The 25329-nt window shown below is 71.9% G+C and carries 25 protein-coding genes and 1 pseudogene; 18 read left to right on the top strand and 8 right to left on the bottom strand.

What is annotated here, in order from left to right:
• The first annotated feature begins 91 nt into the window (after positions 1–91).
• The gene (locus ACFYOH_RS27950; protein ID WP_388630843.1) at positions 92–1003 is read left to right on the top strand and encodes a GntR family transcriptional regulator; all 912 of its coding nucleotides are present in this window, start codon (positions 92–94) and stop codon (positions 1001–1003) included.
• Between the two features lie 13 nt (positions 1004–1016).
• Here the strand turns inward: ACFYOH_RS27950 and ACFYOH_RS27945 are convergent, their stop codons facing one another.
• Positions 1017–1184 carry a hypothetical protein gene (locus ACFYOH_RS27945; protein ID WP_388630840.1) on the bottom strand — a complete coding sequence of 56 codons (168 nt, stop codon included), beginning with the start codon at positions 1182–1184 and terminating at the stop codon, positions 1017–1019.
• A gap of 133 nt (positions 1185–1317) precedes the next feature.
• Between ACFYOH_RS27945 and ACFYOH_RS27940 the strand changes: the two genes are divergently transcribed.
• From ACFYOH_RS27940 to ACFYOH_RS27910, 7 genes are all read left to right on the top strand, one after another.
• Complete coding sequence (locus tag ACFYOH_RS27940) at positions 1318–2199, top strand: FadR/GntR family transcriptional regulator (RefSeq protein ID WP_388630837.1); 882 nt, start codon at positions 1318–1320, stop codon at positions 2197–2199.
• A gap of 101 nt (positions 2200–2300) precedes the next feature.
• Positions 2301–2957 carry an HAD family hydrolase gene (locus ACFYOH_RS27935; protein WP_388631006.1) on the top strand — a complete coding sequence of 219 codons (657 nt, stop codon included), beginning with the start codon at positions 2301–2303 and terminating at the stop codon, positions 2955–2957.
• A gap of 368 nt (positions 2958–3325) precedes the next feature.
• A complete protein-coding gene (locus tag ACFYOH_RS27930; RefSeq protein WP_388630834.1) occupies positions 3326–4237 on the top strand; it encodes a GntR family transcriptional regulator in 912 nt (303 codons plus the stop codon).
• 243 nt (positions 4238–4480) lie between these two features.
• The gene (locus tag ACFYOH_RS27925; RefSeq protein ID WP_388630832.1) at positions 4481–6772 is read left to right on the top strand and encodes a phosphotransferase; all 2292 of its coding nucleotides are present in this window, start codon (positions 4481–4483) and stop codon (positions 6770–6772) included.
• Between the two features lie 9 nt (positions 6773–6781).
• The gene (locus ACFYOH_RS27920) at positions 6782–7393 is read left to right on the top strand and encodes a TetR family transcriptional regulator (protein WP_388630829.1); all 612 of its coding nucleotides are present in this window, start codon (positions 6782–6784) and stop codon (positions 7391–7393) included.
• A gap of 54 nt (positions 7394–7447) precedes the next feature.
• Positions 7448–9478: a HelD family protein gene (locus ACFYOH_RS27915; protein ID WP_388630827.1), complete on the top strand. Its 2031-nt coding sequence runs from the start codon at positions 7448–7450 to the stop codon at positions 9476–9478.
• A gap of 274 nt (positions 9479–9752) precedes the next feature.
• Positions 9753–10235: a hypothetical protein gene (locus tag ACFYOH_RS27910; RefSeq protein ID WP_388630824.1), complete on the top strand. Its 483-nt coding sequence runs from the start codon at positions 9753–9755 to the stop codon at positions 10233–10235.
• A gap of 13 nt (positions 10236–10248) precedes the next feature.
• Here ACFYOH_RS27910 and ACFYOH_RS27905 read toward each other — a convergent pair whose 3' ends face one another.
• Positions 10249–12618 (bottom strand): ATP-binding cassette domain-containing protein, encoded by a 2370-nt coding sequence (locus ACFYOH_RS27905; RefSeq protein WP_388630821.1) that lies wholly within the window; start codon positions 12616–12618, stop codon positions 10249–10251.
• Between the two features lie 150 nt (positions 12619–12768).
• Here ACFYOH_RS27905 and ACFYOH_RS27900 point away from each other — a divergent pair, with 150 nt between their 5' ends.
• From ACFYOH_RS27900 to ACFYOH_RS27880, 5 genes are all read left to right on the top strand, one after another.
• A complete protein-coding gene (locus tag ACFYOH_RS27900; RefSeq protein ID WP_388630818.1) occupies positions 12769–13335 on the top strand; it encodes a carboxymuconolactone decarboxylase family protein in 567 nt (188 codons plus the stop codon).
• On the top strand, positions 13332–14198 hold the full coding sequence (locus ACFYOH_RS27895) for an RNA polymerase sigma-70 factor (RefSeq protein ID WP_388630815.1): 867 nt from the start codon (positions 13332–13334) through the stop codon (positions 14196–14198). The genes ACFYOH_RS27900 and ACFYOH_RS27895 overlap by 4 nt, the downstream gene beginning before the upstream one ends.
• A gap of 138 nt (positions 14199–14336) precedes the next feature.
• Positions 14337–14813 carry a helix-turn-helix domain-containing protein gene (locus tag ACFYOH_RS27890; protein ID WP_388630812.1) on the top strand — a complete coding sequence of 159 codons (477 nt, stop codon included), beginning with the start codon at positions 14337–14339 and terminating at the stop codon, positions 14811–14813.
• Positions 14814–14889: 76 nt separating this feature from the next.
• Positions 14890–15480, top strand: a complete 591-nt coding sequence (locus ACFYOH_RS27885; RefSeq protein WP_388630809.1) for a hypothetical protein — start codon at positions 14890–14892, stop codon at positions 15478–15480.
• 120 nt (positions 15481–15600) lie between these two features.
• Positions 15601–15939: a DUF2516 family protein gene (locus ACFYOH_RS27880; RefSeq protein WP_388630806.1), complete on the top strand. Its 339-nt coding sequence runs from the start codon at positions 15601–15603 to the stop codon at positions 15937–15939.
• 103 nt (positions 15940–16042) lie between these two features.
• On the opposite strand, the gene ACFYOH_RS27875 is transcribed toward ACFYOH_RS27880, so the two are convergent.
• The 3 genes from ACFYOH_RS27875 to ACFYOH_RS27865 form a co-directional block, all read right to left on the bottom strand.
• On the bottom strand, positions 16043–17344 hold the full coding sequence (locus ACFYOH_RS27875; RefSeq protein ID WP_388630803.1) for a PP2C family protein-serine/threonine phosphatase: 1302 nt from the start codon (positions 17342–17344) through the stop codon (positions 16043–16045).
• A gap of 279 nt (positions 17345–17623) precedes the next feature.
• A complete protein-coding gene (locus ACFYOH_RS27870) occupies positions 17624–18691 on the bottom strand; it encodes a C40 family peptidase (RefSeq protein ID WP_388630801.1) in 1068 nt (355 codons plus the stop codon).
• 198 nt (positions 18692–18889) lie between these two features.
• Positions 18890–19738: a class I SAM-dependent methyltransferase gene (locus ACFYOH_RS27865; RefSeq protein WP_388630798.1), complete on the bottom strand. Its 849-nt coding sequence runs from the start codon at positions 19736–19738 to the stop codon at positions 18890–18892.
• 163 nt (positions 19739–19901) lie between these two features.
• Here ACFYOH_RS27865 and mshA point away from each other — a divergent pair, with 163 nt between their 5' ends.
• The 3 genes and pseudogenes from mshA to ACFYOH_RS27850 all read left to right on the top strand — a co-directional run.
• Complete coding sequence (gene mshA, locus ACFYOH_RS27860) at positions 19902–21239, top strand: D-inositol-3-phosphate glycosyltransferase (protein ID WP_388630795.1); 1338 nt, start codon at positions 19902–19904, stop codon at positions 21237–21239.
• A complete protein-coding gene (locus ACFYOH_RS27855) occupies positions 21232–21735 on the top strand; it encodes a YbjN domain-containing protein (RefSeq protein WP_388630793.1) in 504 nt (167 codons plus the stop codon). The genes mshA and ACFYOH_RS27855 overlap by 8 nt, the downstream gene beginning before the upstream one ends.
• A 132-nt stretch (positions 21736–21867) precedes the next feature.
• Positions 21868–22139: pseudogene (locus ACFYOH_RS27850) on the top strand (hypothetical protein); the annotation flags it as partial.
• A gap of 1 nt (position 22140) precedes the next feature.
• On the opposite strand, the gene ACFYOH_RS27845 reads toward ACFYOH_RS27850, so the two are convergent.
• Positions 22141–22785 (bottom strand): methyltransferase domain-containing protein, encoded by a 645-nt coding sequence (locus tag ACFYOH_RS27845; protein ID WP_388630791.1) that lies wholly within the window; start codon positions 22783–22785, stop codon positions 22141–22143.
• 18 nt (positions 22786–22803) lie between these two features.
• Positions 22804–23604, bottom strand: a complete 801-nt coding sequence (locus ACFYOH_RS27840; RefSeq protein WP_388630788.1) for an AraC family transcriptional regulator — start codon at positions 23602–23604, stop codon at positions 22804–22806.
• Between ACFYOH_RS27840 and ACFYOH_RS27835 the strand changes: the two genes are divergently transcribed.
• The gene (locus ACFYOH_RS27835) at positions 23603–24079 is read left to right on the top strand and encodes a DUF2000 family protein (protein WP_388630785.1); all 477 of its coding nucleotides are present in this window, start codon (positions 23603–23605) and stop codon (positions 24077–24079) included. The genes ACFYOH_RS27840 and ACFYOH_RS27835 overlap by 2 nt on opposite strands.
• 9 nt (positions 24080–24088) lie before the next feature.
• Here ACFYOH_RS27835 and ACFYOH_RS27830 read toward each other — a convergent pair whose 3' ends face one another.
• Positions 24089–24568 carry a carboxymuconolactone decarboxylase family protein gene (locus tag ACFYOH_RS27830; protein ID WP_388630782.1) on the bottom strand — a complete coding sequence of 160 codons (480 nt, stop codon included), beginning with the start codon at positions 24566–24568 and terminating at the stop codon, positions 24089–24091.
• Positions 24569–25072: 504 nt separating this feature from the next.
• Between ACFYOH_RS27830 and ACFYOH_RS27825 the strand changes: the two genes are divergently transcribed.
• The gene (locus ACFYOH_RS27825) at positions 25073–25282 is read left to right on the top strand and encodes a hypothetical protein (protein WP_388630779.1); all 210 of its coding nucleotides are present in this window, start codon (positions 25073–25075) and stop codon (positions 25280–25282) included.
• Positions 25283–25329: the final 47 nt, after the last annotated feature.

Genomic DNA, 25329 nt, shown 5'->3' with positions numbered 1-25329 from the left:
GCAGCCAACTTCACCGTACTTATGTCCGCCAGGAAGCGGCTCATAACCAGCTATCGACGAACTGCCGGAACTTGGCGGGAAGTTGTAGTGTTTGTCCGTGGACCCGGAGCACGCCTCCGCCAGTGGACGGACGAGGTCACAGCGGCCCCATACGTCCCACCGCGACATCGCCGACGAACTGCGCAGCCGGATCAGGGCCGGGCTGCTGCGGCCGGGTCAGCGCATGCCCACGCAGGCGGAGCTGGCCGTCGAGTTCGGCGTCGAACGCGGTGCCGTGCGCCAGGCCCTGCGCATCCTGCAGTCGGAGCGTCTGCTCACCAACGTGTCCAAGGGCAGCCCGGCCACCGTGGCGGCGGTGCCGGGACCGGCCCGGATGCCGGCCGGACCGGCGGCGCCGCAGCCCACGATGGTCGGCCTCGCACCCCGGATAGCGGAGGCCTTCGCCGCCCCCCACGTGCGGATCGACGCGCTCTGCCTGACCTCGGTCTCGCTCACGCTGGCCGTCGGCGAGCCGCTGAGGCAGATCCACGCGGGACGTCTGAAACCGGCCAAGATCGACGTCCGGGTGCTGCTGCCCAGCCGTGACATCGACCTCGCCTTCCCGGCCCCGGTGGCCGCCGACGACCACGGTCTGCTGCACCGGCGCTGGCTGGCCCAGCGCAACGCCCAGGGCATGGTGCTGCGGCAGAACCTGCTGGCGCTGTGCACCACGCACGGCGTCGACGTCCGGGTCTCCTTCCGGGCCCTGCCGTTCACCCCGCCGGTCAAGCTGTATCTCCTCAACGGCTCCGAGGCGCTGTTCGCGTACTACACGCTCAAGCGCCGCGAGCGGGAGATCGAGCACGAGCACCTGGAGCTGTACGACGCCGACGGCACGCGCTCGATGCTGTTCGCCTTCGAGCGACGTGCCGGGGAGCGCGACGCCGCGTTCGTGGAGCAGTCGCGGCTGTGGTTCGACGCGCTGTGGGAGACGATCAGTTCGGAGCTTCTGCTCAGTTCCTAGGACTGGTGAGGCTTTACAGCGCCGGACCCGCGAGGAGCACGGCGAGCAGCACGGCGCCGGCGGAGAGGGCCTTGTGGCTCTTGGTCTCGATGCCGACGGAGATAAGAAGCAGTCCGACGGCGCCGGCGACGCCGTACTTCCACTGGACGAGTTGCTCGACGAGGAGAGCGAGGGCAGGCACGGCGGTTCCCCCTTCAGAAGATTGGCCAACTCGGAAAAGTTGGCAACCAACTCCAACTAAGTTGTCCCCACTTGGTCCGAGTTCATAAACAACTTCTCGGCAACTCCCCATAGATGGATCAAAGTTGTAGCGTTTGGTCGTGACCCAGGAGCATGTGGCAGTGAACGGCAGCAGGAGGCTCACGCCCCAGGAGATCGCCGACACCCTGCGCGAGCGGATCCGCACCGGCGGGCTGCAGCCGGGCGAGCGGCTGCCCACCCAGGCCGAGCTGGCCGGGGAGTTCGGCGTCGAGCGGGGCGCCGTACGCCAGGCGCTGCGGGCACTCCAGGAGGACGGGCTGCTCGCCGACGTCAGCAAGGGCAGCCCGCCGCGGGTCGCCGAGCCGCAGCCCCAGCGGGGGGAGCCGCAGCCGACCATGGTGGCGCTCGCGCCCCGGCTGACCGAGGCCTTCTCGGCGCCGCACGTGCGCATCGACGCCCTCTGCCTGACCGCCCAGAGCCTGATCCCCGCGCTCGGCGAGCCGCTGCGCCTGATCCACGAGGGCCGGCTGCGCCCCGAGCGGATCGACGCCCGCATCCTGCTGCCGTCCCGCGACATCAGCCTCGCATTCCCGGTGTCGGTCGACGCCGGGAGCGAGGAGGACCACGCCGTGCACCGGCGCTGGCTGGCCATGCGCAACGCCCAGGGCCAGGTCCTGCAGTACAACCTGCAGGCGCTGCGCGGCACCCACGACATCGACGTCCATGTCACCTTCCGGGCGCTGCCGTTCACCCCGCCGGTCAAGCTGTACCTGCTCAACGGGGTCGAGGCGCTGTTCGCGCACTACATGGTCACGCGCCGCGCGGAGCCCACCGACAGCGGGACGCTGGAGATGTACGACACGCTCGGCTCGGAGTCCCTGCTGTTCTCCTTCGAGCAGCGGGCCGGGCAGCGGGACGCGGCGTTCGTGGAGCAATCGCAGAAGTGGTTCGACGCCCTCTGGGAAACCATCACCACGGACCTGACACTCTCCTAGTGACTTCTGATGCGACGACGCAGACCGATGCGACGCAGACCGACACGACGCGGACCGCGGACGAGATCGACGAGCTCCGGGGTCTGATCGAGGGTGCCCGGGTGGTCCTGTGGGACTTCGACGGGCCGATCTGCCGTCTGTTCGCGCGGCACAAGGCCGAACGGGTGGCGACCGAGCTGGTGGACTGGCTGGCCGGGCGCGGGCTGAACAACCTGCTCAGCGACTCCGAGCGGGACTCGCTCGACCCGCACGAGGTGCTGCGCGCGGTGGACCTGCGGCACCCCGGCAGCGACCTCGTGACCGAGCTGGAGGAACGTCTCACCCAGGAGGAGCTGCGGGCCGCCGGATCCGCGCTGCCCACCGCCTACGCCGATCCCCTGATACGCACCTGGACCGCGGTGGGCGCCCGGCTGGCCATCACCACCAACAACTCCCCGAAGGTGGTCCGCACCTATCTGAACGACCGCGGCCTCACCGGCTGCTTCGCCCCCCACATCTACGGCCGTACGACCGAGCTGCACCTCCTCAAGCCCGACCCGCACTGCCTCAACCGGGCGCTGGCCGCGACGGGCTCCGCCCCTTCGGCGGCCCTGATGATCGGCGATTCGCCGTCCGACCTCGCCGCCGCGAACGACGCAGGCGTGCCCTTTCTCGGCTACGCGCGTAACGATCGGAAGGGGAAGCTTCTGCGGGATGCCGGGGCCGGGCGCGTCGTCGCGTCGCTGGAGCCGTTGCTGCGGGTGCTGCGGGGCTGGTGACGGCGGGCCGTGCGGCCGCCGGGATCCCGGCCTCCGGGGCGTCGGTCTCCGGGATCCCGGCCTCCGGCCGGCCCCGCCGCTTACGGGCCCAGGCCCGCAGCGACGCCAGGACCCCCACGCCCCAGAGGACCAGCTGGGTCAGGTCGTCGATCTGCACGTCGAATCCGAGCACATGGATCGTCACGGCTTGCACCCCTTCCGGGCCCCCGGCAACCGGTCAACCCCTCAAGTCCGCGCTGTTGACTGACGAAGTTGACTGCTTGTGGCAGCATGCCCGGCCAACTAGATCCAGTAACCGCACAGTTGACTTGACTGGTTGCCTGACGGTCATGGGTTTGCCGACGGTGCGCGGGAGGTACGTACCGCGTGTGACGACGGAGCGGAAGGACGAGACCGGCGGCCACGAGTTTCACCGGGTCACGGAGGAGCTGCGGGCCCGGATGGCCGACGGCTTCTATCCGGTGGAGACCTATCTGCCCTCCCAGGCCACGCTGGCCGGGGAGTTCGGGATCTCCCGGGACACCGTGCAGCGGGCCTTGCGCGTCCTGCGCGGTGAGGGGTGGATCGAGTCCCGCCAGGGCAAGGGCTCGCGGGTGGTGCGCAACCAGCGCATCCAGTCCTCGACGCCCCGGGCGAGCAGGTCCCGGCGCCAGCTGACCCTGGGGCCGCTGATCGCCGAGGCGTTCGAGCAGCCCGAAGTCACGCTGGACATCTACACGTTGACCTCAGAGAGCCTGGACACCCACATCCATCTGCAGGCGGAGCGGATCCGCGCCGGCATCATCGCGCCCCGGCGGATCGCCCTGCGCCTGATCCTGCCGTCCGCGATCGACGCGCTGCCCTATCCGCGCGGGGTGGAGCCGGGGCACGACGAACGGCTGCGGGAACGGCTGCGGGGCATCACCGAGGCCCACACCGCCTCGCTGCACAAGGTCCTCGGCGAGCTGAGCGCCGAGCAGCTCGTCCCCAGGGTGGAGTACGAATTCCGTCACGCCCCCTTCGCGCCCACGTTCAAGCTCTACGTCATCAACCGCTCCGAGGTGCTGCACGGCCCGTACATACCGATCGTCCGCCCGGTGATGTTCGAAACCGGTGAGGAGGTCCGGGCCGTGGACGTCCTCGGGCTCGGCGCGACGCTCACCCACCACGTCCGCGACGCCCGTGCCGACTCACCGGGGTCGACCTTCGTGGACGGCATGAAGGCGTGGTTCGAGGCCACGTGGGAGCTGCTGACGGACGAGGCCGCGAAGTCGGCGGCCGGGACGGCGGCGCAAGTGTGAGGCCCGGAACACCGTCGGGTATGGGATAGCATCCGCCTACCGTCCGAGCGACCGCTCGGGTTCTCGCGTGAGGGATGGCGACGAGCCAGCCTCTGCCGGCTCGGCGCGGACGAGTGGCACACCACCCGCCTGGCTGCTCGACCGGGTCGCAGGTTGTGTTGTCCGTCGTCCGGGGAGTTAGCGTTTTCCCCCGACCCGTCTCGTCCCCCTCCAGCGCAGCGCGATCGAAACCCGGAGCGACCAGTGGGCGCACCACCCGTCCCCCGCGACACGGCGGGGCCGCGCTCCGGCCGGGCCCGGACCGACGCCGTATGGCGGTCCTTCGTGGCGGAGGCCGCCGCGCGGGGGCGCACCAGCGGCGGTTTCCACAACGACAACCACGTGCTGCCGCTGCCCGAGCCCATGGCCCGGCTGCTGGGCCGGAAGCCGGGCACCCTCGTGACCGTACGGCTGCCGCGCGCCGACGCCCTTCCCGTGGTGATCCGGACCTGGCGCAGCGAGGCGGGGATCCTGCGGGCCGTCAAGGGCGTGCTGCCCAACGTGCCCGAGTGCCTGGTCGAGGGCGACGGCTTCGCCGTCCACAGCTATGTGGAAGGCGTGCCGCTCTCCAGCGTCTGCCGGGCCGGCAAACCGGTCGACCGCCTGCTGGTCGGGGCCCTGGCGGACCTGCTCGCCCAGGCGGCCCAGGTGCGGGGGCCCGCGCTGCCGCCGCTGCCGCCCCTGTGGCCCCGGAACCACACCGACAGCCAGGGTTTCCTGCAGACCCTGGCCCGGCTGGCCGACCTGCAGATCCGCAAGCCCAACTGGGCCCGTTTCGGCGGCCTGTTCGCCGCTCTCGGCATCCCCGAGGACGCCCTGGCCCGGCTGGCCGAACGGGTCCCCGCCATGTCCCGCCGCCCCTACGGGCTGCTCCACGCCGACCTGCACCGCGACAACGTGATCATGTCGTACGGCGGTGATCCGCCCCTGATCTGGGTCGACTGGGAGCTCGCCACCTACGGCGACCCGCTGCACGACCTCGCCGTCCATCTGGTCCGGATGCAGTATCCGGACCACCAGTGGGACGAGGTCGTCGAGGCGTGGGCGCGCGCCATGGGCCGGGTGCGGCCGGCGGCGGTCAACGGCGTCACCCGGGATCTGCGGCACTACGTGGCCTTCGAACGGGCGCAGTCGGTGTACCCCGATGTGATGCGGGCCGCGAAGTCGCTGGAGGAGTCCTTCGACCAGAAGAGCCTGGACGAGGCGACGGCATGGGTGCACCAGGCCGTGCAGGCGGCGGCGGAGCCACTGCGGCTGGGCCGGGTGCCGGGGCGGGAGGAGATCGAGCGGATCCTGTTCCGCTGGCGGGCGTCCGTACGGCCCGGTGCCGCGACGGGCACCGGTACCGCGACGCCGGCCGGCGGCGGGCCGTGGCGGGGCCCGGTCGCCCGGGCGATCGACTGGAAGCCGGACCGGCGTGTGCCGGCACACCCCGGCTTCCCGCACGCCGCGGTCGCCGACGCCCTGGTCCTGGAGGGCGCGGCCCCGGCCCACCGGGTGTTCAAGGGCACCGCGCACCTCAACACGGTGCTTCGGGTCCCCGGCACGCCGTTCCCGGTCGTCGTCCGCCGCAAGGTCGCGGACGTCACCCGGCGCGAGCGCAGTTTCCTCAGCGAGCACGCCGTGCTCCAGGCCATCGAGCGGTCCGGGGCGGCGGTGGCGGCCCCCCGGGTGCTGGCGCTGGGCGAGAGCCACTCCAGGGACCGTTCCGGCATCCGCACCTACTCCGGTGACCGGTTCGCCGTCCACACCTACGAGGGACCGCCCGACGTGGACCGGCGGCCCGAGCACCCGGTGCACGGGCTGCGCCCGCACGAGGCGGACGCCCTCGTCGACCAGCTGGCCGCGCTGACCGAGGTCGACTACACCCTGGTCGACCCGCTGGCCGGCCGGCCCGGCTTCTACATCTGGCTCAGCGACCAGCTGGTGGCGCTGGTGGCCCGGCTGCCCAAGGAGTCGCAGCAGCTGGCCCGCTTCCTCGGCCTGCCCGACGCGGCCCGGCTGCGCGAGATCCTCGCCCGGCACCAGGTCACCGACCGGGCCGCCGCGCTGCTGCACGGTGACCTCAACCCCTGGAACCTGGTGCGCCGCGGTGACGACCTCGCGCTGACCCTCATCGACTGGGAGCTGGCCGTGGTCGGCGACCCGCTGTACGAGCTGGTCCGGCACATGCACCTCACCCCGACCCGGCCGGAGATCCGCGACCGCATGTTCCGCCGCTGGGAGAGCCGGCTGCCGGTCCGGTTCACGAAGAACTGGCAGGAGGACTGGCGGGTGTACCGGTGGATCGAGATCGTCCGTTCCGCCTACGTCGACCTCGACCGCCTGGTCACGGGCGCGAGCCTGGACGCCCCCAACGTCCGCCGCGCGGTGGACTCGTACGCGATGACCCTGGCGGCGGCCACCGCCTCCCTGGGGCTGTCCTCGCGGCGCCGGACCAACCCGTACCTCACCCGCGCCCTGGCCTGGCCCACCCGCCCGGGCGGCGCTGCGTAGGCTCGCCCCATGGGTGAGATGGGCCTGCGTGAGCGCAAGAAGCGGCAGATGTACCAAGACGTGTCCGACATCGCCGTACGGCTGTTCCTGGAGCGGGGCTTCGACGCGGTGTCCGTGGCCGAGGTCGCGGCGGCGGCCGGGATCTCCAAGCCGACGCTCTTCCGGTACTTCCCGGCCAAGGAGGACCTGGTCCTGCACCGGATCGCGGACCACGAGACGGAGGCCGCGCGGGTGGTCGCCGGGGCGGCCGATCCGGTGGACGTGCTGCGCCGGCACTTCCTGGCCGGTCTCGACCGGCGCGACCCGGTCACCGGCCTGAACGACCACCCCCAGGTGCTCGCCTTCCACACCCTGCTCTACGGCACCCCGGCCCTGGTCGCGCGGGCGCACTCCCATCTGGAGCGGTCGGAGGCGGCGCTCGCCGAGGCGCTCGGGGGCGGTCTGGACGCGCGGCTGGCCGCCGGGCAGATCATCGCCGTACAGCGCATCCTCGCCCAGGAGAACTGGCGGCGGGTCGCGGCGGGGGAGCGGGTCGAGGAGGTGGCGCCGGACGCCGTACGGGCGGCCGAGCGGGCGTTCCGGCGGCTGGGGGAGGGGCTGCCGGAGCTGAAGCGAGCATAATGAGACTCAGTTAAAAATGTAACCCGGTAACGCTATGGCGGTACGCTGGTCGCCATGACGTCACTCGACCCCGCCCTCACGGACACCCTGCACACCGAGCGCGCCTACCACGACACCTGCCGTGCCGCCCTCGCCGCGATGGTCGAGGGCGCCGCCGAACAGGTCGTCGTCGGCGAGGACGTCTCCGCCTCCGGAGCCGACGCCGAGGTCCTCGGCCACCGCCTGCGCAGCCAGGCCAAGGCACTGCGCGAACTGCCGCCCGGCCCGCTGTTCTTCGGGCGCCTGGACTTCACCGACGGCGACCCCGGGCACGGCGGGCAGCACTACCACGTCGGCCGCCTGCGGATCACCGAGGACCCGGCCGCCCCGCCCCTCGTGGTCGACTGGCGGGCCCCCGTCTCCCGCGTCTTCTACCAGGCGAGCGCCCGCGACCCGCGCGGCGTCGAGGTACGGCGCCGGTTCGGCTGGGCGCCGGGCAGCCGGGGCGAGTCCGCCGACCTCACCGGGCTGGAGGACGAGCACCTCGGCCGGGGCGAGTCCCGGACCAGCGACATCGTGGCCCGCGAGATCGAACGGCCGCGCGTCGGGCCCATGCGGGACATCGCCGCCACCATCCAGCCCGAACAGGACGACCTCGTCCGCGCCGCCCTCTCCGACTCGGTGTGCGTCCAGGGCGCGCCCGGCACAGGCAAGACGGCGGTGGGCCTGCACCGCGCCGCGTACCTTCTCTACACCCATCCCAAGCGGCTGCAGCGCGCCGGACTGCTGATCCTCGGCCCCAACCGCACCTTCCTGCACTACATCGCCGAGGTGCTGCCCTCGCTCGGCGAGACCGGCGTACGCCAGTCCACCCTGCTGGGCGAGATCGCCCGGCACCCGGTCACCGGCACCGACCCGGCGGCCACGGCAGTGCTCAAGCACGACGCCCGCATGGCCGAGGTGCTGCACCGGGCGCTGTACGGCAGGGTCACCACGGACGGCGTGCGAGACCTCGCCGTGAAGGACGGCTCCGGCTGGTGGCGGGTGCGCGCAGCGGAACTGGCCGCCATCGTCGAGGCGGTGCGCACCGAGGAGCCGCCGTACGCCATCGGCCGCGAGCGGGTGCGCGCCCGGGTGGTACGGCTGCTGCGCGAGCGGGCCGAACGGCGCGCCGGGGTGCTGCCGGCCTCCTGGGTGCGCCGCATGGAACGGGCCCGGCCGCTCACCGAGCACCTCGACCTGGTCTGGCCGAAGGTCCGCCCCGAGGAGGTGCTGGCCCAACTCCTCACCGATCCAGCGGTGTTGTCACGGTCGGCCGACGGCCTCCTGGACCCGGACGAGCAGACGGCGCTCCGGTGGCCCCGCCCGCCCCGCTCGTACAGGTCGGCCCGCTGGTCGGCCGCCGACCTGGTCCTGCTGGACGAACTGTCCGGGCTGATCGAGCATCCGGAGGGCTACGGCCACCTCGTCGTCGACGAGGCGCAGGACCTCTCGCCCATGGAGTGCCGGGCCATCGCCCGCCGCGCCGCCTTCGGCTCGCTGACCGTCCTCGGCGACCTCGCCCAGGGCACCACCCCGTGGGCCGCCCGCGACTGGTCCGTCCAGCTGCGCCACCTCGGCCGGCCGGATGCGGCCGTGGTCCCGCTGACCACCGGCTTCCGGGTGCCGGCGGCCGTCGTGGAGCTGGCCAACCGCCTGCTGCCCCGCCTGGACGTGTCGGTGCCCCCGGCCCACTCCCTGCGCGCGGACGGCGAGTTGAGGCTGCGCCCGACCGACGACGTGCCGGGCACGACCGTGACCGCGGTGCGCGAGGCGCTGGCCCACGAGGGCTCGGTGGGCGTCGTGGCGGCCGACGCGGACCTGGACGCCGTACGGTCGGCCCTCACCGCGGCGGACCTGGACCCGGCCGGCCCGGACGCGCTGGGCGCCCGCGTGACACTCGTGCCGGCGACCCTGGCGAAGGGCCTGGAGTACGACCATGTCGTGGCCGTGGAACCGGCGGCGGTGGCGGAGGCGGAGGAGCGCGGCGCGCACCGGCTGTACGTGGTCCTGACCCGTGCGGTCTCCCGCCTGGACGTGGTCCACACCCGCCCACTGCCGTTCTAGGCCCTGTCGTCGAACTCCCGCCGGTCTGGGGGTCCCCCGGCTGAAGGCTGGGGGAGTGCCGGCCCTGGCCCTCGTACTGGATGTACTTGGGCCCGGGCCCGGTGCGGCGAGTGGGGGTGCCCCTATGGGGGGACCGTGCATGGCGTCGCGGGGGCTGGGGGCACCGCCCGGCCGAAGGCTGGGGGAGGGAGTTCGACGACAGGGCCCAGGCCCACCGCTTCCGCAGCGGCGAGATTCTGGCGGTGCAGGGCTTCGGGGGCTGATCCTGAGGGTCATGTTGCTCTTCCTCGACGTCGACGGTCCGCTCATCCCGTTCGGGGCGGCGGACCGCGGCTACCCGGTGTACGACGGCCCGTGGGTGCCCGCCGACGGCCATCCGCTACTGGCCCGTGTCGATCCGGCGCTCGGACCCCGGCTGGTCGGGCTGGGCTGCGAGCTGGTGTGGGCCACGACCTGGATGGACGACGCCAACGCCTGCCTCGCGCCCTGGCTGGGCCTGCCCCCGCTGCCCGTCGTGCAGTGGCCCGAGACGGTCGGGCCGCCGGAGCCGCTGCACTGGAAGACCCGGCCGCTGGTCGCCTGGGCGTCGGGCCGGCCGTTCGTCTGGGTGGACGACGAGATCACGGAGGCCGACCGCGCCTGGACCGCCGCCAACCATCCCGGCCTCGCCCTCCTCCACCGGGTCGACCACCGGCACGGCCTGACGGAGAGCGACTTCGGGATCCTGGAGGACTGGCTGCGGGAGGCCGGCAACTGACACCTGGGGCCTTTCACGCCCCCACGTACTCGGCCAGGTGCTCCCCCGTCAGCGTCGAGCGCGCGGCGACCAGGTCCGCCGGGGTGCCCTCGAAGACGACGCGGCCGCCGTCGTGGCCCGCGCCGGGGCCGAGGTCGATGATCCAGTCGGCGTGGGCCATGACCGCCTGGTGGTGTTCGACCACGATCACCGACTTGCCGGAGTCGACCAGGCGGTCCAGGAGGGCGAGGAGCTGTTCCACGTCGGCCAGGTGGAGGCCCGTCGTCGGCTCGTCGAGGACGTAGATCCCGCCCTTGTCGGCCATGTGTGTGGCCAGCTTCAGGCGCTGGCGCTCGCCGCCGGAGAGGGTGGTGAGCGGCTGGCCGAGGGTGAGGTAGCCGAGGCCGACGTCGGACATGCGGTCGAGGATCTTGTGGGCCGCCGGGATGTGCGCCTCGCCCGCGGCGAAGAACTCCTCCGCCTCGGTCACCGACATCGCCAGCACCTCCGCGATGTCCCGCCCGCCGAAGGCGTACTCCAGGACCGAGGCCTGGAACCGTTTGCCCTCGCACTCCTCGCACGTCGTGGCGACCCCCGCCATCATCGCCAGGTCGGTGTAGACGACACCGGCGCCGTTGCAGGTGGGGCAGGCGCCCTCGGAGTTGGCGCTGAACAGCGCCGGCTTCACGCCGTTGGCCTTGGCGAACGCCTTGCGGATCGGCTCCAGCAGCCCGGTGTACGTCGCCGGGTTGCTGCGCCGCGAGCCGCGGATCGGGGTCTGGTCGATCGACACGACGTCCGCGCCCGACGGCATCGAACCGTGCACCAGCGAGCTCTTGCCGGAGCCGGCCACACCCGTGACGACGCAGAGCACGCCCAGCGGGATGTCGACGTCCACGTTCCGCAGGTTGTGCGTCGTCGCGCCCCTGATCTCCAGCGCGCCCGTCGGCTTGCGCACCGTGTCCTTGACCGCCGCCCGGTCGTCCAGATGCCGGCCGGTGAGCGTGCCGCTGGCCCGCAGCCCCTCCAGCGTGCCCTCGAAGCAGACGGTGCCGCCCGCCGTACCGGCGCCGGGACCGAGGTCGACGACATGGTCGGCGATCGCGATCGCCTCCGGCTTGTGCTCCACGACCAGCACGGTGTTGCCCTTGTCGCGCAGGCGCAGCAGCAGCTCGTTCATCCGCTGGATGTCGTGCGGGTGCAGGCCGATGGTCGGCTCGTCGAAGACGTACGTCACGTCGGTGAGGGAGGAGCCGAGGTGGCGGATCATCTTCACGCGCTGGGCCTCGCCGCCGGACAGCGTGCCCGCCGGCCGGTCCAGCGAGAGATAGCCGAGGCCGATCTCCACGAACGAGTCGAGGGAGTGCCGCAGGGAGGCCAGCAGGGGTGCCACCGACGGCTCGGCGAGCCCGCGCACCCACTCCGCCAGGTCGCTGATCTGCATCGCGCACGCGTCGGCGATGCTGACGCCGTCGATCTTCGAGGACCGGGCCGCCGCGGTGAGCCGGGTGCCCTCGCAGTCGGGGCAGACGGTGAAGGTGACCGCACGGTCCACAAACGCCCGGATGTGCGGCTGCATGCCCTCTTTGTCCTTGGCGAGCATCGACTTCTGGATCCGCGGGATCAGACCCTCGTAGGTCATGTTGATGCCCGCGATCTTCATCCGGGTCGGCTCGCGGTGGAGGAAGTCGTGCAGCTCCCGCTTGGTGAACTTGCGGATCGGCTTGTCCGGGTCGTACAGGCCGGACTCGGTGTAGAGGCGGTAGTTCCAGCCGCCCGTCTTGTAGCCGGGGATGCTGAGCGCGCCCTCGTTGAGGGACAGGGAGTCGTCGTAGAGCTGGGTGAGGTCGAGGTCGGTGACCGTGCCCCGGCCCTCGCAGCGCGGGCACATGCCGCCGGTGATGCTGAAGCTGCGCCGCTCCTTCACCTGCTGTCCGCCGCGCTCCACGGTGACCGCACCGGCACCGCTGATGGAGGCGACGTTGAAGGAGTACGCCTTGGGCGAGCCGATGTGCGGCTTGCCGAGCCGGCTGAACAGGATGCGCAGCATCGCGTTGGCGTCGGTGGCGGTGCCGACGGTGGAGCGGGGGTCGGCGCCCATCCGCTGCTGGTCGACGATGATCGCGGTGGTGAGCCCGTCGAGGACGTCGACCTCGGGGCGCGCGAGCGTCGGCATGAAGCCCTGCACGAACGCGCTGTACGTCTCGTTGATCAGCCGCTGCGACTCCGCGGCGATCGTGTCGAACACCAGCGAGCTCTTGCCGGAGCCGGACACACCGGTGAACACGGTCAGCCGGCGCTTGGGCAGCTCCACGCTGACGTCCTTGAGGTTGTTCTCCCGGGCGCCGTGCACACGGATCAGGTCGTGGCTGTCGGCTGTGTGCGGTGCGGTGGCGTCGTCCATGGCGGTCACGGTAGCGGGGCGGGAGCGCCCGGCGCTTCTCGAATCCTGACCACAATCCCGACGACCCGACGAGCCGGGTGTCACGCCCGGGAGCCCGGCGGTGTCTTCATGGCGAACCGGTCAGCACATGAGTCGTATGAGGAGGACACCATGACGCTCCGCGTCCCGAAGGCCGAGCTCGGCCGCGAGATGGCCGAAGCCCTGCTCGAACAGTTCGGCACCGTGCCCGAACCCCTCCAGGCCACCTGGCACAACCCCGAGGTCGCCCAGGCGGCCCAGGAGATGGGGGCCCGGGTGAACGCGTGGGACGTGGCCGACGAGAACCTGAAGTCGTACGCGCACATGGCCGTCGCCGCACTGGTCGGCTGCAGCTGGTGCCTCGACGTCAACTACTTCCAGGTGCAGAACAAGAACCTGGACCTGGCCAAGGCCAGCCAGGTGCCGCGCTGGCGGGAGTCCGACGTCTTCACCCCGCTGGAGCGGGACGTGCTGGAGTACGCCGAGGCGATGTCGGCCACGCCGCCGACCGTCACCGACGAGCTGTCCGCGCGCCTGCTGGACCGGCTCGGGGCGGCGGCGCTGGTCGAGATCACCGCGGCGATCGCCTTCGCCAACTTCGCGACCAGGAACAACACGGCTCTCGGGGTCAAGTCCCAGGGCTTCTCGGACGCCTGCGAGATCCCGCTGGCCGCGCGTCCGGAGCAGCCGGCCTCATGACCGAGGATCCCTTCGTCACCCACCGCAGCCTGCTCTTCACGGTCGCCTACGAGATGCTCGGCTCGGCGGCCGACGCGGAGGACGTGCTGCAGGAGTCCTGGCTGCGGTGGGCCGGCGTCGAGCAGGCCGGCGTGCGCGACCTGCGGGCCTACCTGGTCCGGATCGTCACCCGGCAGGCGCTCAACCGGCTGCGCACCCTGTCCCGCAGCCGCGAGGAGTACGTCGGCGAGTGGCTGCCGGAACCGCTGCTGACCAGCCCCGATGTCGCCGAGGACGTCGAACTCGCGGAGAGCGTGTCGATCGCGATGCTGACGGTCCTGGAAACCCTCGGGCCGGCCGAGCGGGCGGTGTTCGTGCTCCGCGAGGTCTTCGAGCTGCCCTACGACGAGATCGCCGAGGCCGTCGGGAAGACGGCGGCCGCGGTACGGCAGATCGCGCGGCGCGCCCGTGAGCACGTGGCGGCCCGGCGGCCCCGGGTGCGGGTGAGCCGCGCCGAGCAGCAGGCCGTGGTGGACCGCTTCCTTGCCGCGCTGCGCACCGGGCAGCTCGGGGAGCTGCTGGAGATCATGGCCCCGGACGTGGTCATGGTCACCGACGGGGGCGGGGTGGTGGCCGCGGCCATGACGCCGTTCCACGGGACCGCCGTGGTCGCGGACGTCCTCGCCCGCGCACACCGGCGGGTGGACTCGCTGGAGACGACGGCCGTGTGGCTCAACGGCGCCCCGGCCGGCCGTGTCGACTTCGACGGTGAGCCGAGTGCGGTGAGCCTCACGGTGGAGGACGGCCGGATCACCCGGATCCACGTGGTGCGCAACCCGCACAAGCTGACCCACCTGCACGAGCCGGCCGAACTCGCCCGGTAGAGCCCTTGGTCGCGATCACACCGCGGGGCTCAACGGTGAGAACGGACTCTTCATCGGTTTCCAACGGGTCCCCGCCCCCGACACACAATTGCAAGCGGGTGCTTGCAATTGTTAGCGATGGTGGGGCAAGGTGGAGGCATGGCATCGCTGAACGTCGGCAATCTCGGTGAGTACCTGCGCGAACAGCGGCGGAACGCACAGCTGTCGCTGCGGCAACTCGCCGATGCCGCCGGGGTGTCCAATCCGTACCTGAGCCAGATCGAGCGCGGGCTGCGCAAGCCCAGCGCGGAGGTGCTCCAGCAGGTCGCCAAGGCCCTGCGCATCTCCGCCGAGACGCTGTACGTCCGCGCCGGAATCCTCGACGCCGAGCGGGACCGGGATGAAGTGGAGACCAGGGCGGTCATCCTCGCCGATCCCTCGCTCAACGAGCGGCAGAAGCAGGTGCTGCTCCAGATCTACGAGTCCTTCCGGAAAGAGAACGGATTCGGGATCGGCGAGTCCGCCGGCGACGAGGACAGCGCTCAGGAAGCGGACACCGCCGGCACCACCGTGCCCGGCACCGGCAGTGCCGGCGGACACGATGCCGATGCAGGCCCGCGGCGGACGGCCGGGTAACCGGACCAGGGCGCCGGCTACCACCGCGGACCACACCAACCTCAGCCGAACGCGAATCCGGGAGGACCTGATCACCATGGCCATCACCGACGACCTGCGCAAGACCCTCAGCGACCCGACTCCGCTCTACTTCGCCGCCGGCACCGCCGACCTCGCCTTCCAGCAGGCCAAGAAGGTGCCCGCCCTGGTCGAGCAGCTGCGCGCGGAGGCCCCGGCCCGCATCGAGGCCGTGCGCAACACCGACCCGAAGGCCGTGCAGGAGAAGGCCGCCGCCCGGGCCAAGGAGGCGCAGGAGACCCTCCAGACCAAGGTCAACGACTTCCTCGGCACCCTCGACGTCGACCTGAAGAAGCTCGGCGAGCAGGCTCAGGACCTCGCCCTGCGCGGCGTTGGCGTCGCCGCCGAGTACGCCGTCAAGGCCCGCGAGACCTACGAGAAGGTCGCCGAGCACGGCGAGCAGGCCGTGAAGAGCTGGCGCGGCGAGGCCGCCGAGGAGATCGAGGACTTCGCGATCGCCGTCGAGGGCAGGCCGGAGCCGGCCGAGGCTCAGGGCGAGCCGAAGCCGGTCGTGGCCGAGCCCGCCGCGGACAGCAAGCCGGTGGCGAAGAAGGCGCCGGCGCCCCGCAAGACCACCACCGCGAAGAAGACGACGCCGCCGGCCAAGTGACCGGCAGCGGCGGGATCACACCGAGATGACAGCGGGCCGGGCACCTTGGGGGTGTCCGGCCCGTTGTACGGGTACGGTGGCTGTACGGACGACTCGACTCGGGTGGTGGGCATTGTGCTGATGACGGCAGTCGGCGGAGTGATGTGGCTGATCTTCACCGCCATGCTGGCGCTCGCCATCGTGGCGTTCGTGATGGCGGCGATCTTCCGCGATGACGCGTACCGCGCCGCGGACAAGCAGAACAAGGGCTTCTGGCTGATCATCCTCGGCATCGCGGTCGCCGTGAACCTCTTCGTGCCCATGCTGTTCCTGCAGCTCGCGGGCCTGGTCGCCTCGATCGTCTTCTTCGTGGACGTACGGCCCGCGCTCCAGCAGGTCTCGGGCGGCAAGGGCTTCCGCCGCCGCGGACGCGGAAGCAGCAGCGACGGTCCTTACGGCCCTTGGAACGGCGGCCGCTAGCCGATTCCGGGCGCGGATACCAACCCGAGGGCGCGGGGAACTGCGCGACCAGCCACAACGCACCCGCACCCGGCGATGGCGCGCAACCTCCTAGGCGAGACCCCTACGGCGCCCGATCCAGCAGCACCACAGCCACATCGTCGGTCAGCTCCCCACCATTGAGCTCCCGCACCTCACTGACCGCCGCCCGCAGCAGCTCTTCCCCCCGCAAACCCTCGGAGAGCTGGCGGCGGATCATCGACACCATGCCGTCCTGGCCCAGCCGCTCGCCGTCCTCGCCGACCCGGCCCTCGATCAGGCCGTCGGTGTAGAGCATCAGGCTCCACTCGGAACCCAGCTCCACCTGCATCCGCGGCCAGCGGGCGCCGGGCAGCAGGCCGAGGGCGGGGCCGTTGTTGTCGTACGGCAGCAGCCGGGCCTGCCGGCCGGGGCGGGCCAGCAGCGGGGCCGGATGACCGGCCAGGCACAGACCCGCGCGGCGGCCGTCGGGCGCGATGTCCACCGTGCACAGGGTCGCGAAGATCTCCTCGTCGGCCCGCTCGTGCTCCAGCACCTGCTGGAGGGTGCCGAGCAGCTCGTCGCCGCACAGGCCCGCCAGCGTCAGCGCCCGCCAGGCGATGCGCAGCTCCACGCCGAGCGCGGCCTCGTCCGGGCCGTGACCGCAGACGTCGCCGATCATGGCGTGCACGGTGCCGTCGGGGGTGCGGACGGCGTCGTAGAAGTCACCGCCGAGCAGCGCGCGGGAGCGGCCGGGGCGGTAGCGGGCGGCGAAGCGCAGCGCGGAGCCGTCCAGCAGGGGCGTGGGCAGCAGCCCGCGCTCCAGGCGCCGGTTCTCCTGCGCGCGCAGCCGGCCCTCGGCCAGCCGTCGCTCGGCCGAGTCGGAACGTTTCCGCTCCACCGCGTAGCGAATGGCGCGGCTGAGCAGCCGGCCGTCCAGCTCGTCCCGGAAGAGGTAGTCCTGCGCGCCCACGCGCACGGCCTCGGCGCCGCGCTCGGCGTCGCCGGAGGCGGTCAGCGCGAGCACGGCATGCCGGGGCGCGAGCCGGAGCACGTGCTTGAGCACGGCCAGCTCGTCGTCGGCGTCGCTGCGGCCGGGCGCGGGCAGCGCGAGGTCCAGCAGGATGCAGTGGACGTCGTCGGTGAGCAGCCGCTCGGCCTCGGTGAGGTTCCGGGCGGTGCGGACGCGGATCGGCTTGCCGGCCGAGTCCAGCAGGTCGGGCACGATCGGCGAACCGGCCGGATCGTCCTCGATCAGCAGCAGGGTGAGAGTGGCGCCGGTGCCGCTCGTGGCCACGGCGTCGCGGTGGGCCTCTTCCTTGAGGGGGCCGCCGCCTGCGGTGGCAGCCTGCGCCTGACCACTCTCCACGGCCGGGATCGCTCTCTGCCGCGGTACGGGTACGGGCATCTCTTGGTTCCTTCCCTCCCCCCGAGGGCATGGTGGCGCCGAGGGTCTCGATGCCACCGACGGGGACCATAGCGGGTGCTCCCGCCTCGATGGAATGGTGTGAGCCGCGTCGCTCGCGCGCAGGACGCTGTCATATGCCGCTTTCCGTACGACAGTTGGACAGGGCGCCTCGGCACGGGGGATGACGAAGCTCACGTCCGTCCGGGGTTTGAGCGGAGATTGGTGGTGGAGTGGGTCACATGACGCACATCACGGGCGCCTGGCCGGAGATGACCTGGCTCACGCGTCCGGTCGTACGACTCCGAGGATCGGCATCGAGCCGGCGCCCGCGACCGTCACCGTCCGCCCGGGGCGCGGGGCCTGGATGACCGCGCCGTCGCCGACGTAGATGGCGACGTGACTGGCGTCGTCGAAGTAGATGATGAGGTCGCCGGGGCGCATGTCCTGGATGCCGACGCGCTTGAGCTGCTGCCACTGCTCCTGCGAGGTGCGCGGGATGGGGTGGCCGGCCGCCGCCCAGGCCTGGGAGGTCAGGCCGGAGCAGTCGTAGGACTTCGGGCCCTCGGCGCCCCACACATACGGCTTGCCGAGCTGGGCGGCGGCGAACGCGACGGCCTTCTCGCCCTGCGCGGACGCCATGCCGTGGATCTTCTTGAGGATGCCGGTGTCCAGCCACTGCGTCTGCGCCTTCAGCGCGGCCTGGTCCTCCAGTTGGGCGAGCCGCTCGCGGTCCTTCTTCTCCAGGGCCGACTCCAGCTTCTCGGCGGCGTCGATCTGCTGCTGGATCTTCTTCTTGGCGGTGGCCTTGGCCTTGCGTTCGCCGTCCAGCTTCCGCCACTGCGCGGACGCGTCGTCGGCGTACTCCTGCAACTGCTTCTGCGTGGTCGTCAGTTCGGTCATCAGCGACTTCGTCGCCCGCTGGCCCTGGAGCACCAGCCCGGCCCCGTCCAGGACCTGCCCGGGGTCGTCGCTGAGCAGGAACTGGGCGGTGGGCGGGATGCCGCCGGTGCGGTACTGGGCGCGGGCGGCGGCGCCCGCCTGGTCCTTGAGCTGCGCGAGCCTCCGCTGTCCTTCGTCGATCTTCTTGGCCAGCGCGACGATCTGGGCGGACTGCTGCTTCGCCTTCTCCTCGGCCGCGTTGTAGGCGTCGGTGGCCACGGCCGCGTCGTGATAGAGCTGGTCGAGCTTCTCGCGGACCTTCTCCAGATCCTTGCTCGGCGGGGGAGTCGGGGACGTGCTCGGAGTGGGCGCCGGCGCGGCGAAGGCCGTGCCGGGCGCCGCCAGCACGGTCACCGCACAGACCACGGTCACGGCGGCCGAGAGGATGCTGCGCTTGCCCCAGCCCATCACATAATCTCCCCAAGCTGATTTACCGTCAGTAACTTACGATGCCGGGGGGATGGTGTCACGTTGCGACACAGAACGACAGAGGTCGGCGACAGAGTGAACTGTTCCCCGCACCCGCCCCACCATGACCATCTCCCCGCCGGTGTGACGTACGGCGCACGAGGATCGTTCCGTGTCGCCGCCCCCGTACGGGTGATGTCAGCTCCGGGGTGCCAACGCCCCCCACGCCACCGTCACTTCACCCTGCCGCCAGCGCACCGGGCCGTCCGTCACCGGCCAGTCGGCCGTCAGGTCCCGCACCGCGCGCAGCCAGCGCTGCCGGGCGCCGTAGGAGGCGTAGGGAGCGGCGGCGGCCCAGGCGCGGTCGAAGTCGCGCAGGAAGGCGTGTACCGGCTCGCCGGGTACGTTCCGGTGGATCAGCGCCTTCGGCAGCCGCTCGGCGAGGTCGGAGGGCCGCTCCAGCGAGGCCAGCCGGGTGGCGAAGGTGACGGTCCGCGGCCCCTCCGGGCCGAGCGCCACCCAGACGTGCCGCCGCCCGATCTCGTCGCACGTGCCCTCGACCAGCAGTCCGCCGCGCGAGCGGCCGCCGGCCGGGGCGAGCCGCGCGCACAGCCGCTCCCAGACGGCGGCGACCTCGGCCTCGTCGTACTGGCGCAGCACATTGGCGGCCCGGATGAGCATCGGCCGCCCGGGCACGGGCACCTCGAAGCCGCCGTGCCGGAAGGTCAGCCCCTCGCGCTCGTACGGCCGCGCGGCCGCGACCCGTTCCGGTTCGATCTCGACGCCGATCACCCGCGTGCGGGGCGCTGCGGTGCGCAGCCGGCCGAGCAGTTCCACGGCGGTCCAGGGGGCGGCGCCGTAGCCGAGGTCGATGGCCAGGGGCTCTGCGGCGCGGCGCAGATCGGACCCGTGCGTGGCGGCTATCCAGCGGTCCATGCGGCGGAGCCGGTTGGGATTGGTGGTCCCGCGCGTCACCGTTCCCACGACGGGGGTCCCCCCGCTCGAACGAAGCCGAGAGTTGGGGAGGGTCGCTGCGCGGGCTGTCATGCATACGAGGGTAAGCGGGCCGGTGACGCCCAACCCCGATGGCAATGATTGAGTAAAGCCGCTGGGCGGGGAAATGGCACGGCACCCGGCGGACGTTGCACCTCCTTGGAGGGCGAGGTCGGTCCTCCGTCCGGCATGCCCGCAGCAAGGAGAGGACCGCCAGGTGAGCCAGTACGTCAGCAGGCTCGGGCGACGCTCCCCGTCGGCCGCGTCACGGCTACGACTGCACCGCAGACCCCGCCGCGTCGCCATGCTCTCCGTGCACACCTCCCCGCTCCACCAGCCCGGCACCGGCGACGCCGGCGGCATGAACGTCTACATCGTGGAGCTGGCCCAGCGGCTCGCCGCCCAGGGCATCGAGGTCGAGATCTTCACCCGGGCCACGGCGGGCGGCCTCGCGCCCACGGTCGAGCTGGCGCCCGGCGTCCTCGTCCGGCACGTCGACGCCGGCCCCTACGAGGGCCTCGCCAAGGAGGACCTCCCGGCCCAGCTGTGCGCCTTCACGCACGGCGTGATGCAGGCCTGGGCCGGTCACCGCCCCGGCCACTACGACCTCGTCCACTCCCACTACTGGCTCTCCGGCCACGTCGGCTGGCTCGCCGCCCAGCGCTGGGGCGTGCCCCTGGTGCACGCCATGCACACCATGGCCAAGGTCAAGAACGCCAACCTGGCGGACGGCGACACGCCCGAGCCCGCCGCCCGCGTGATCGGCGAGACCCAGATCGTGGCCGCCGCCGACCGGCTCATCGCCAACACGGCCGAGGAGGCCGACGAGCTGGTACGGCACTACGCCGCCGATCCCGCGAAGGTCGCCGTCGTCCACCCGGGCGTCAACCTCGACCGCTTCCGCCCCGCCGACGGTCGCGCCGCCGCCCGGGCCCGGCTCGGTCTCCCGCAGGACGCCCTGATCCCGCTCTTCGCCGGCCGCATACAGCCCCTGAAGGCCCCGGACGTCCTGCTGCGCGCGGTGGCGGTGCTGCTGGACGAGCGCCCGGAGCTCCGCTCCCGGATCCTCGTCCCGGTCGTCGGCGGCCCGAGCGGCAGCGGGCTCGCCAAGCCGGAGGGGCTGCAGAAACTCGCCGCCCGGCTCGGTATCGCCGATGTGGTGCGCTTCCGTCCGCCGGTCGGGCAGGAACAGCTCGCGGACTGGTTCCGGGCCGCGTCCGTGCTGGTCATGCCGTCCTACAGCGAGTCCTTCGGGCTGGTCGCCATCGAGGCCCAGGCGGCCGGCACACCGGTGCTCGCGGCCTCGGTCGGCGGACTGCCGGTGGCCGTGCGCGACGGCGAGACCGGCTTCCTCGTGAGCGGCCACCATCCCGCCGACTACGCGCGCGTGCTGGGCCGTTTCGTCGACGAGCCGTCCCTCCCGGCGAGCATGGGCGCGGCCGCCGCCCGGCACGCCGAGTGCTTCGGCTGGGACCGCGCGGCCGCCGAGACCGCGGACGTCTACACGGCCGCGACCCAGTCCCACCGCCGTCGCGTACGCTCCAGCCATGGGTGATGGTCAGAAGGCGGCCGGGCAGGTCCTGGAAGGCGTCCTGAAGGACGCCGAACTGGAGTGGGAGAGCCCCGAGCCCGGGAACTACGTGGTCAAGCTCCCCGGCACCCGCAAGCTCTCCACGACGGTCTCCTTCCTCGTGGGCCGCCACTCCCTCTCCCTGAACGCCTTCGTCGTCCGCCACCCGGACGAGAACGAGGCGGGCGTCCACCGCTGGCTCCTGGAGCGCAATCTCAAGCTGTACGGCGTGAGTTACGCCGTCGACCGCCTCGGCGACATCTACGTCACCGCGCGCCTGCCCCTCGCCTCCGTCACCCCCGACGAGATCGACCGCCTCCTCGGCCAGATCCTGGAAGCGGCCGACGGCGCCTTCAACACCCTGCTGGAGCTGGGCTTCGCCTCCTCCATCCGCAAGGAGTACGCCTGGCGGGTGTCCCGGGGCGAGTCCACGCGCAACCTGGACGCGTTCAGGCATCTGATCGAACGCCCGGCGGACTGACTTCCGTACGACCCCTTCATATAGGTGAATGTGAAGGGCGGGTGGACATGAGCAGCACGCACCTCACGCGACGGACCGTGCCGGCCGGTGCCACGGCCGTGGCGCTCGGCGCGACCGCAATCGGGACGCCGGCTCTCCTCCTGCAACGTCTGGTCGCGCGGCCGGATGCGGATGGGGCCACCTTCGACAGCCACCGGGGCCTGCCCTTTCGCCAACGTCCGCACGGACATCACGGTGAACAGCAACGGCCGGCACGGCGGAGACCTACTCCGCGACGGTCGGCGTCGACGAGGTCACCGAGTTCGACCAGATCGACCGGTGATCTGCACGCGCGCCTGGGGTTGTACCCCACGACGGACGCGGTCCGGCCCCGCAACCTGTACGAGGCGCAACGGGACCTGTGACTCAGGCGCGGCGCAGGGCGTCGTAGCCGACGAACGTGAACATGCGCTCGCCTCGGGGCAGTTGGCGGGGCACGCCGGTGAACCGATGGGCGCCGACGGCCTGGACGAGACGGGGTTCGGACACCCACAGCCGCTCGAACCCGCGCTCCTCCAGCCAGCCGCACACCCGCGGGACGAGGTCGGGAGCCCTGCGGTTGCGGGTCCACACCACCGTGCCGCCCGTCCGGCACAGGCGCGTGGCATGGTCGAGGGTGCGTTCCACGTCGGCGTCCGTGATGTTGCCGAGGACACCGCAGAACAGCACGAGGTCGGCGGGCGCCACGTCCAGGTAGTGGTCGGTCGACGCGGCATCGCCCACGACGACCTCGACCCCCGGGAGCCCGGCGGCCTCGGCCGCGCGCCGGGCCGCCGCGGCGTTCCGCTCGTCCAGCTCCACCAGCCGCGCCCGCACGTCGTGCCCCCGCGGGTGCCCGGTGAGCGCGCCGATCAGGTCGCGTCCCTGCCCGGCGCAGACGCTCAGCGCGGTGAGCGGGCCCGCGGGCGCGTGGTCGAGGACGTCACGGATACGGTCCTGGACGGTCGCCAGCCGCTGGACGAAGGGGGAGTCCGCCCTGTCGTACGTGTCGTGCCACGCATGCCAGTCCATACGCGGAGCGTACGGCGATCACCCCCGGGCCGTCCGGGAAAACCGTCCCGGCGTCACTCCCACCAACTTCCGGAAGTGCCACGTCAGATGGGACTGGTCGAAGAACCCGGTCGCCGAGGCCACCTCGCCCGGCGAGCGGCCGTCGAGGAGGAGGCGGCGGGCGCGGTCGATGCGGCGGGAGTTGAGGTACTGGTGCGGTGCGATGCCGTAGGCGGTGCTGAACGCCCGTACCAGGTGGGCGGGATGGGCGTGCACGAGGCGCGCCGCCTGGTCGAGGGTGAGGCCGTCCACCACGTGCTCGTCGAGGAGTTCGCGCAGGCGGCGGGCGAGCGCGGGGTCGGGGCGCGGGGGCGCCGGCGCCGCCGACGGCCGTAGATGCGCGCGCAGCCGCTCGCCGACGAAGGTCAGCCGGCTCTCGGCCTCCAGCTCGTCGCCGGGCCGGGCGAGAGCGGAGTGCAACTGGCCGACGCGCCGCCGCAGCACCGGATCCCGCAGATCGGGCGTGTCGACGGCACGCCCGATGAGATCCTCGCCGAGCCGGCTGCTGTCGAGGTAGACGACCCGCTTGCGGAAGCCGTCCGGGGTGGCCGGGGAGCCGTTGTGCGGCACGTGCGGCGGGAGCAGCGTGACGGTGTCGTGCGGGGTGCCGTGCTCGTGCCGGTCCAGGTCGTACCGTACGGCGCCGTCGTCCACGATGAGCAGCGTCCAGGCGTCGTGGACGTGCATCGGATAGGCGTACTCGGTGAAGTGGGCGTGGAAGACCTCGGTGACGCCCGGGACGCTGGGGCGCCACGCGCTGACTTCCTGGCGGGCGGCCATGCAAAGAACGTACAAGACCGCACCGCAAGGCGGTCGGCAGTCTCATTCCATGAGCACTGAACCCATCCGTTTCGACACGAAGATCGCCGTGCTGCTGCGCGAGGACCTGGAGCCCTGGCAGCGGCTCAACGTCACCGCGTTCCTGGTCAGCGGCCTGGGCGCGACGGTCCCCGAGGTGATCGGCGAGCCGTACGAGGACGCGGACGGGGTGGCGTACCTGCCCATGTTCCGTCAGCCGGTGCTGGTCTTCGAGGGCTCGAAGGAGACCCTGAAGTCGGCCCACGGCAGGGCGCTGAGCCGTGCCCTGCCCCGTGCCGTCTTCACCTCGGACCTGTTCGCCACGGGCAACGACCGCGACAACCGGGCGGCGGTCCGCGCCGTGCCGACGGCGGAGCTGGACCTGGTGGGGCTGGCGGTGTACGGCCCCCGGAGCGGCGTGGACAAGGTCCTCAAGGGAGCACGGATGCACCCGTGAGGCTCCTGGTCACGGTCGGTCGAACATGCCGGGCTGGTAGTCGCCGGCGGGCTGCTGGACGATGACGTTGACGCGGTTGTAGGCGTTGATCAGGGCGATCAGCGCGACGAGCGCGGCGAGCTGGTCCTCGTCGTAGTGCTTGGCGGCGTTCGCCCAGACCTCGTCCGGGACGCCGCCGGCCGCGTCGGCGATACGGGTGCCCTGCTCCGTCAGCTCCAGCGCGGCCCGCTCGGCCTCGCTGAACACCTTGGCCTCCCGCCAGGTCGCGACCAGGTTCAGCCGCTGCGCCGTCTCGCCGGCGGCCGTCGCGTCCTTGGTGTGCATGTCGAGGCACATCCCGCAGCCGTTGATCTGGCTGGCCCGGATCTTCACCAGTTCCTGCGTGGCGGCCGGCAGGGTGGAGTCCGTGACCACCTTCCCCGCCGAGTTGACGTACTTGAAGAGCTTGGCGGTGACAGCGTTGGTGAAGAGGTTCAGGCGAGCGTCCATGATGTCCTCCCGTGTGGTCTTTCGTCGGCTACACCTCCATGACGGATCCCTCCGGGGAGATGTGACGGGGTCGAGTGTGACCTGCGTCACCGACCGGTCCGGGGATGGGCTCGTCCGGGGCGCGCATTCATCCGTGAACGGAATCTGCACAGTGCGTACGCATCCGCGGGCCGAGTGGGTTCCGTTGGTGTGGAGTTGTCCCGCTCGGCGCGGCCGTGGCAAGAGCTGTGGCCCGCCTGTGCGGCGCGACATGTGGAGGAACTGGCCCCAACACGTGACCGCGCCCGCACGGATGCGTCATCCAGGGTGCTCAACTGACCCGGTGCGGGCGCCGGTTGACTGGCTGCCCGGCACGCTCCGTGGTTTGATCGCTCGCACCGCCGGATTGCGCCAGGTGTCCTGAAAGGGACGGCGTACGCCTGCGGTCGCGGCCCGATGCCAGTCCCCAGCGGGCCGCTTCCCCCTTGGACCATGTGGACCATCCATGCGAAGGGCAGTTTCATCATGAACGCCGCTCACCAGATCCAGACCGTCGAGATCTCCGACGCCGACCTCGACACCGTCTCCGGTGGCCTGGCCCCCGAGGCCAGCTTCACCGCCGACTCCACGACCCTGAACAGCGCCGCCGCGCTGTCCCAGCTCGGCGCCGTCCAGGGCGAGGTGCTGGGCGCCCTCTCCCAGCCCCACCAGATCGGCGTCAACCTCACCATCTGAGATCGCCGATCGCTCCCATCGCCGCACCGGGCCCCCTGCCGGAGAAC

It is taken from the genome of Streptomyces sp. NPDC007856, from assembly GCF_042868225.1.
Classification (GTDB): domain Bacteria; phylum Actinomycetota; class Actinomycetes; order Streptomycetales; family Streptomycetaceae; genus Streptomyces.
This window is presented reverse-complemented; position numbering and strand designations above follow the sequence as displayed.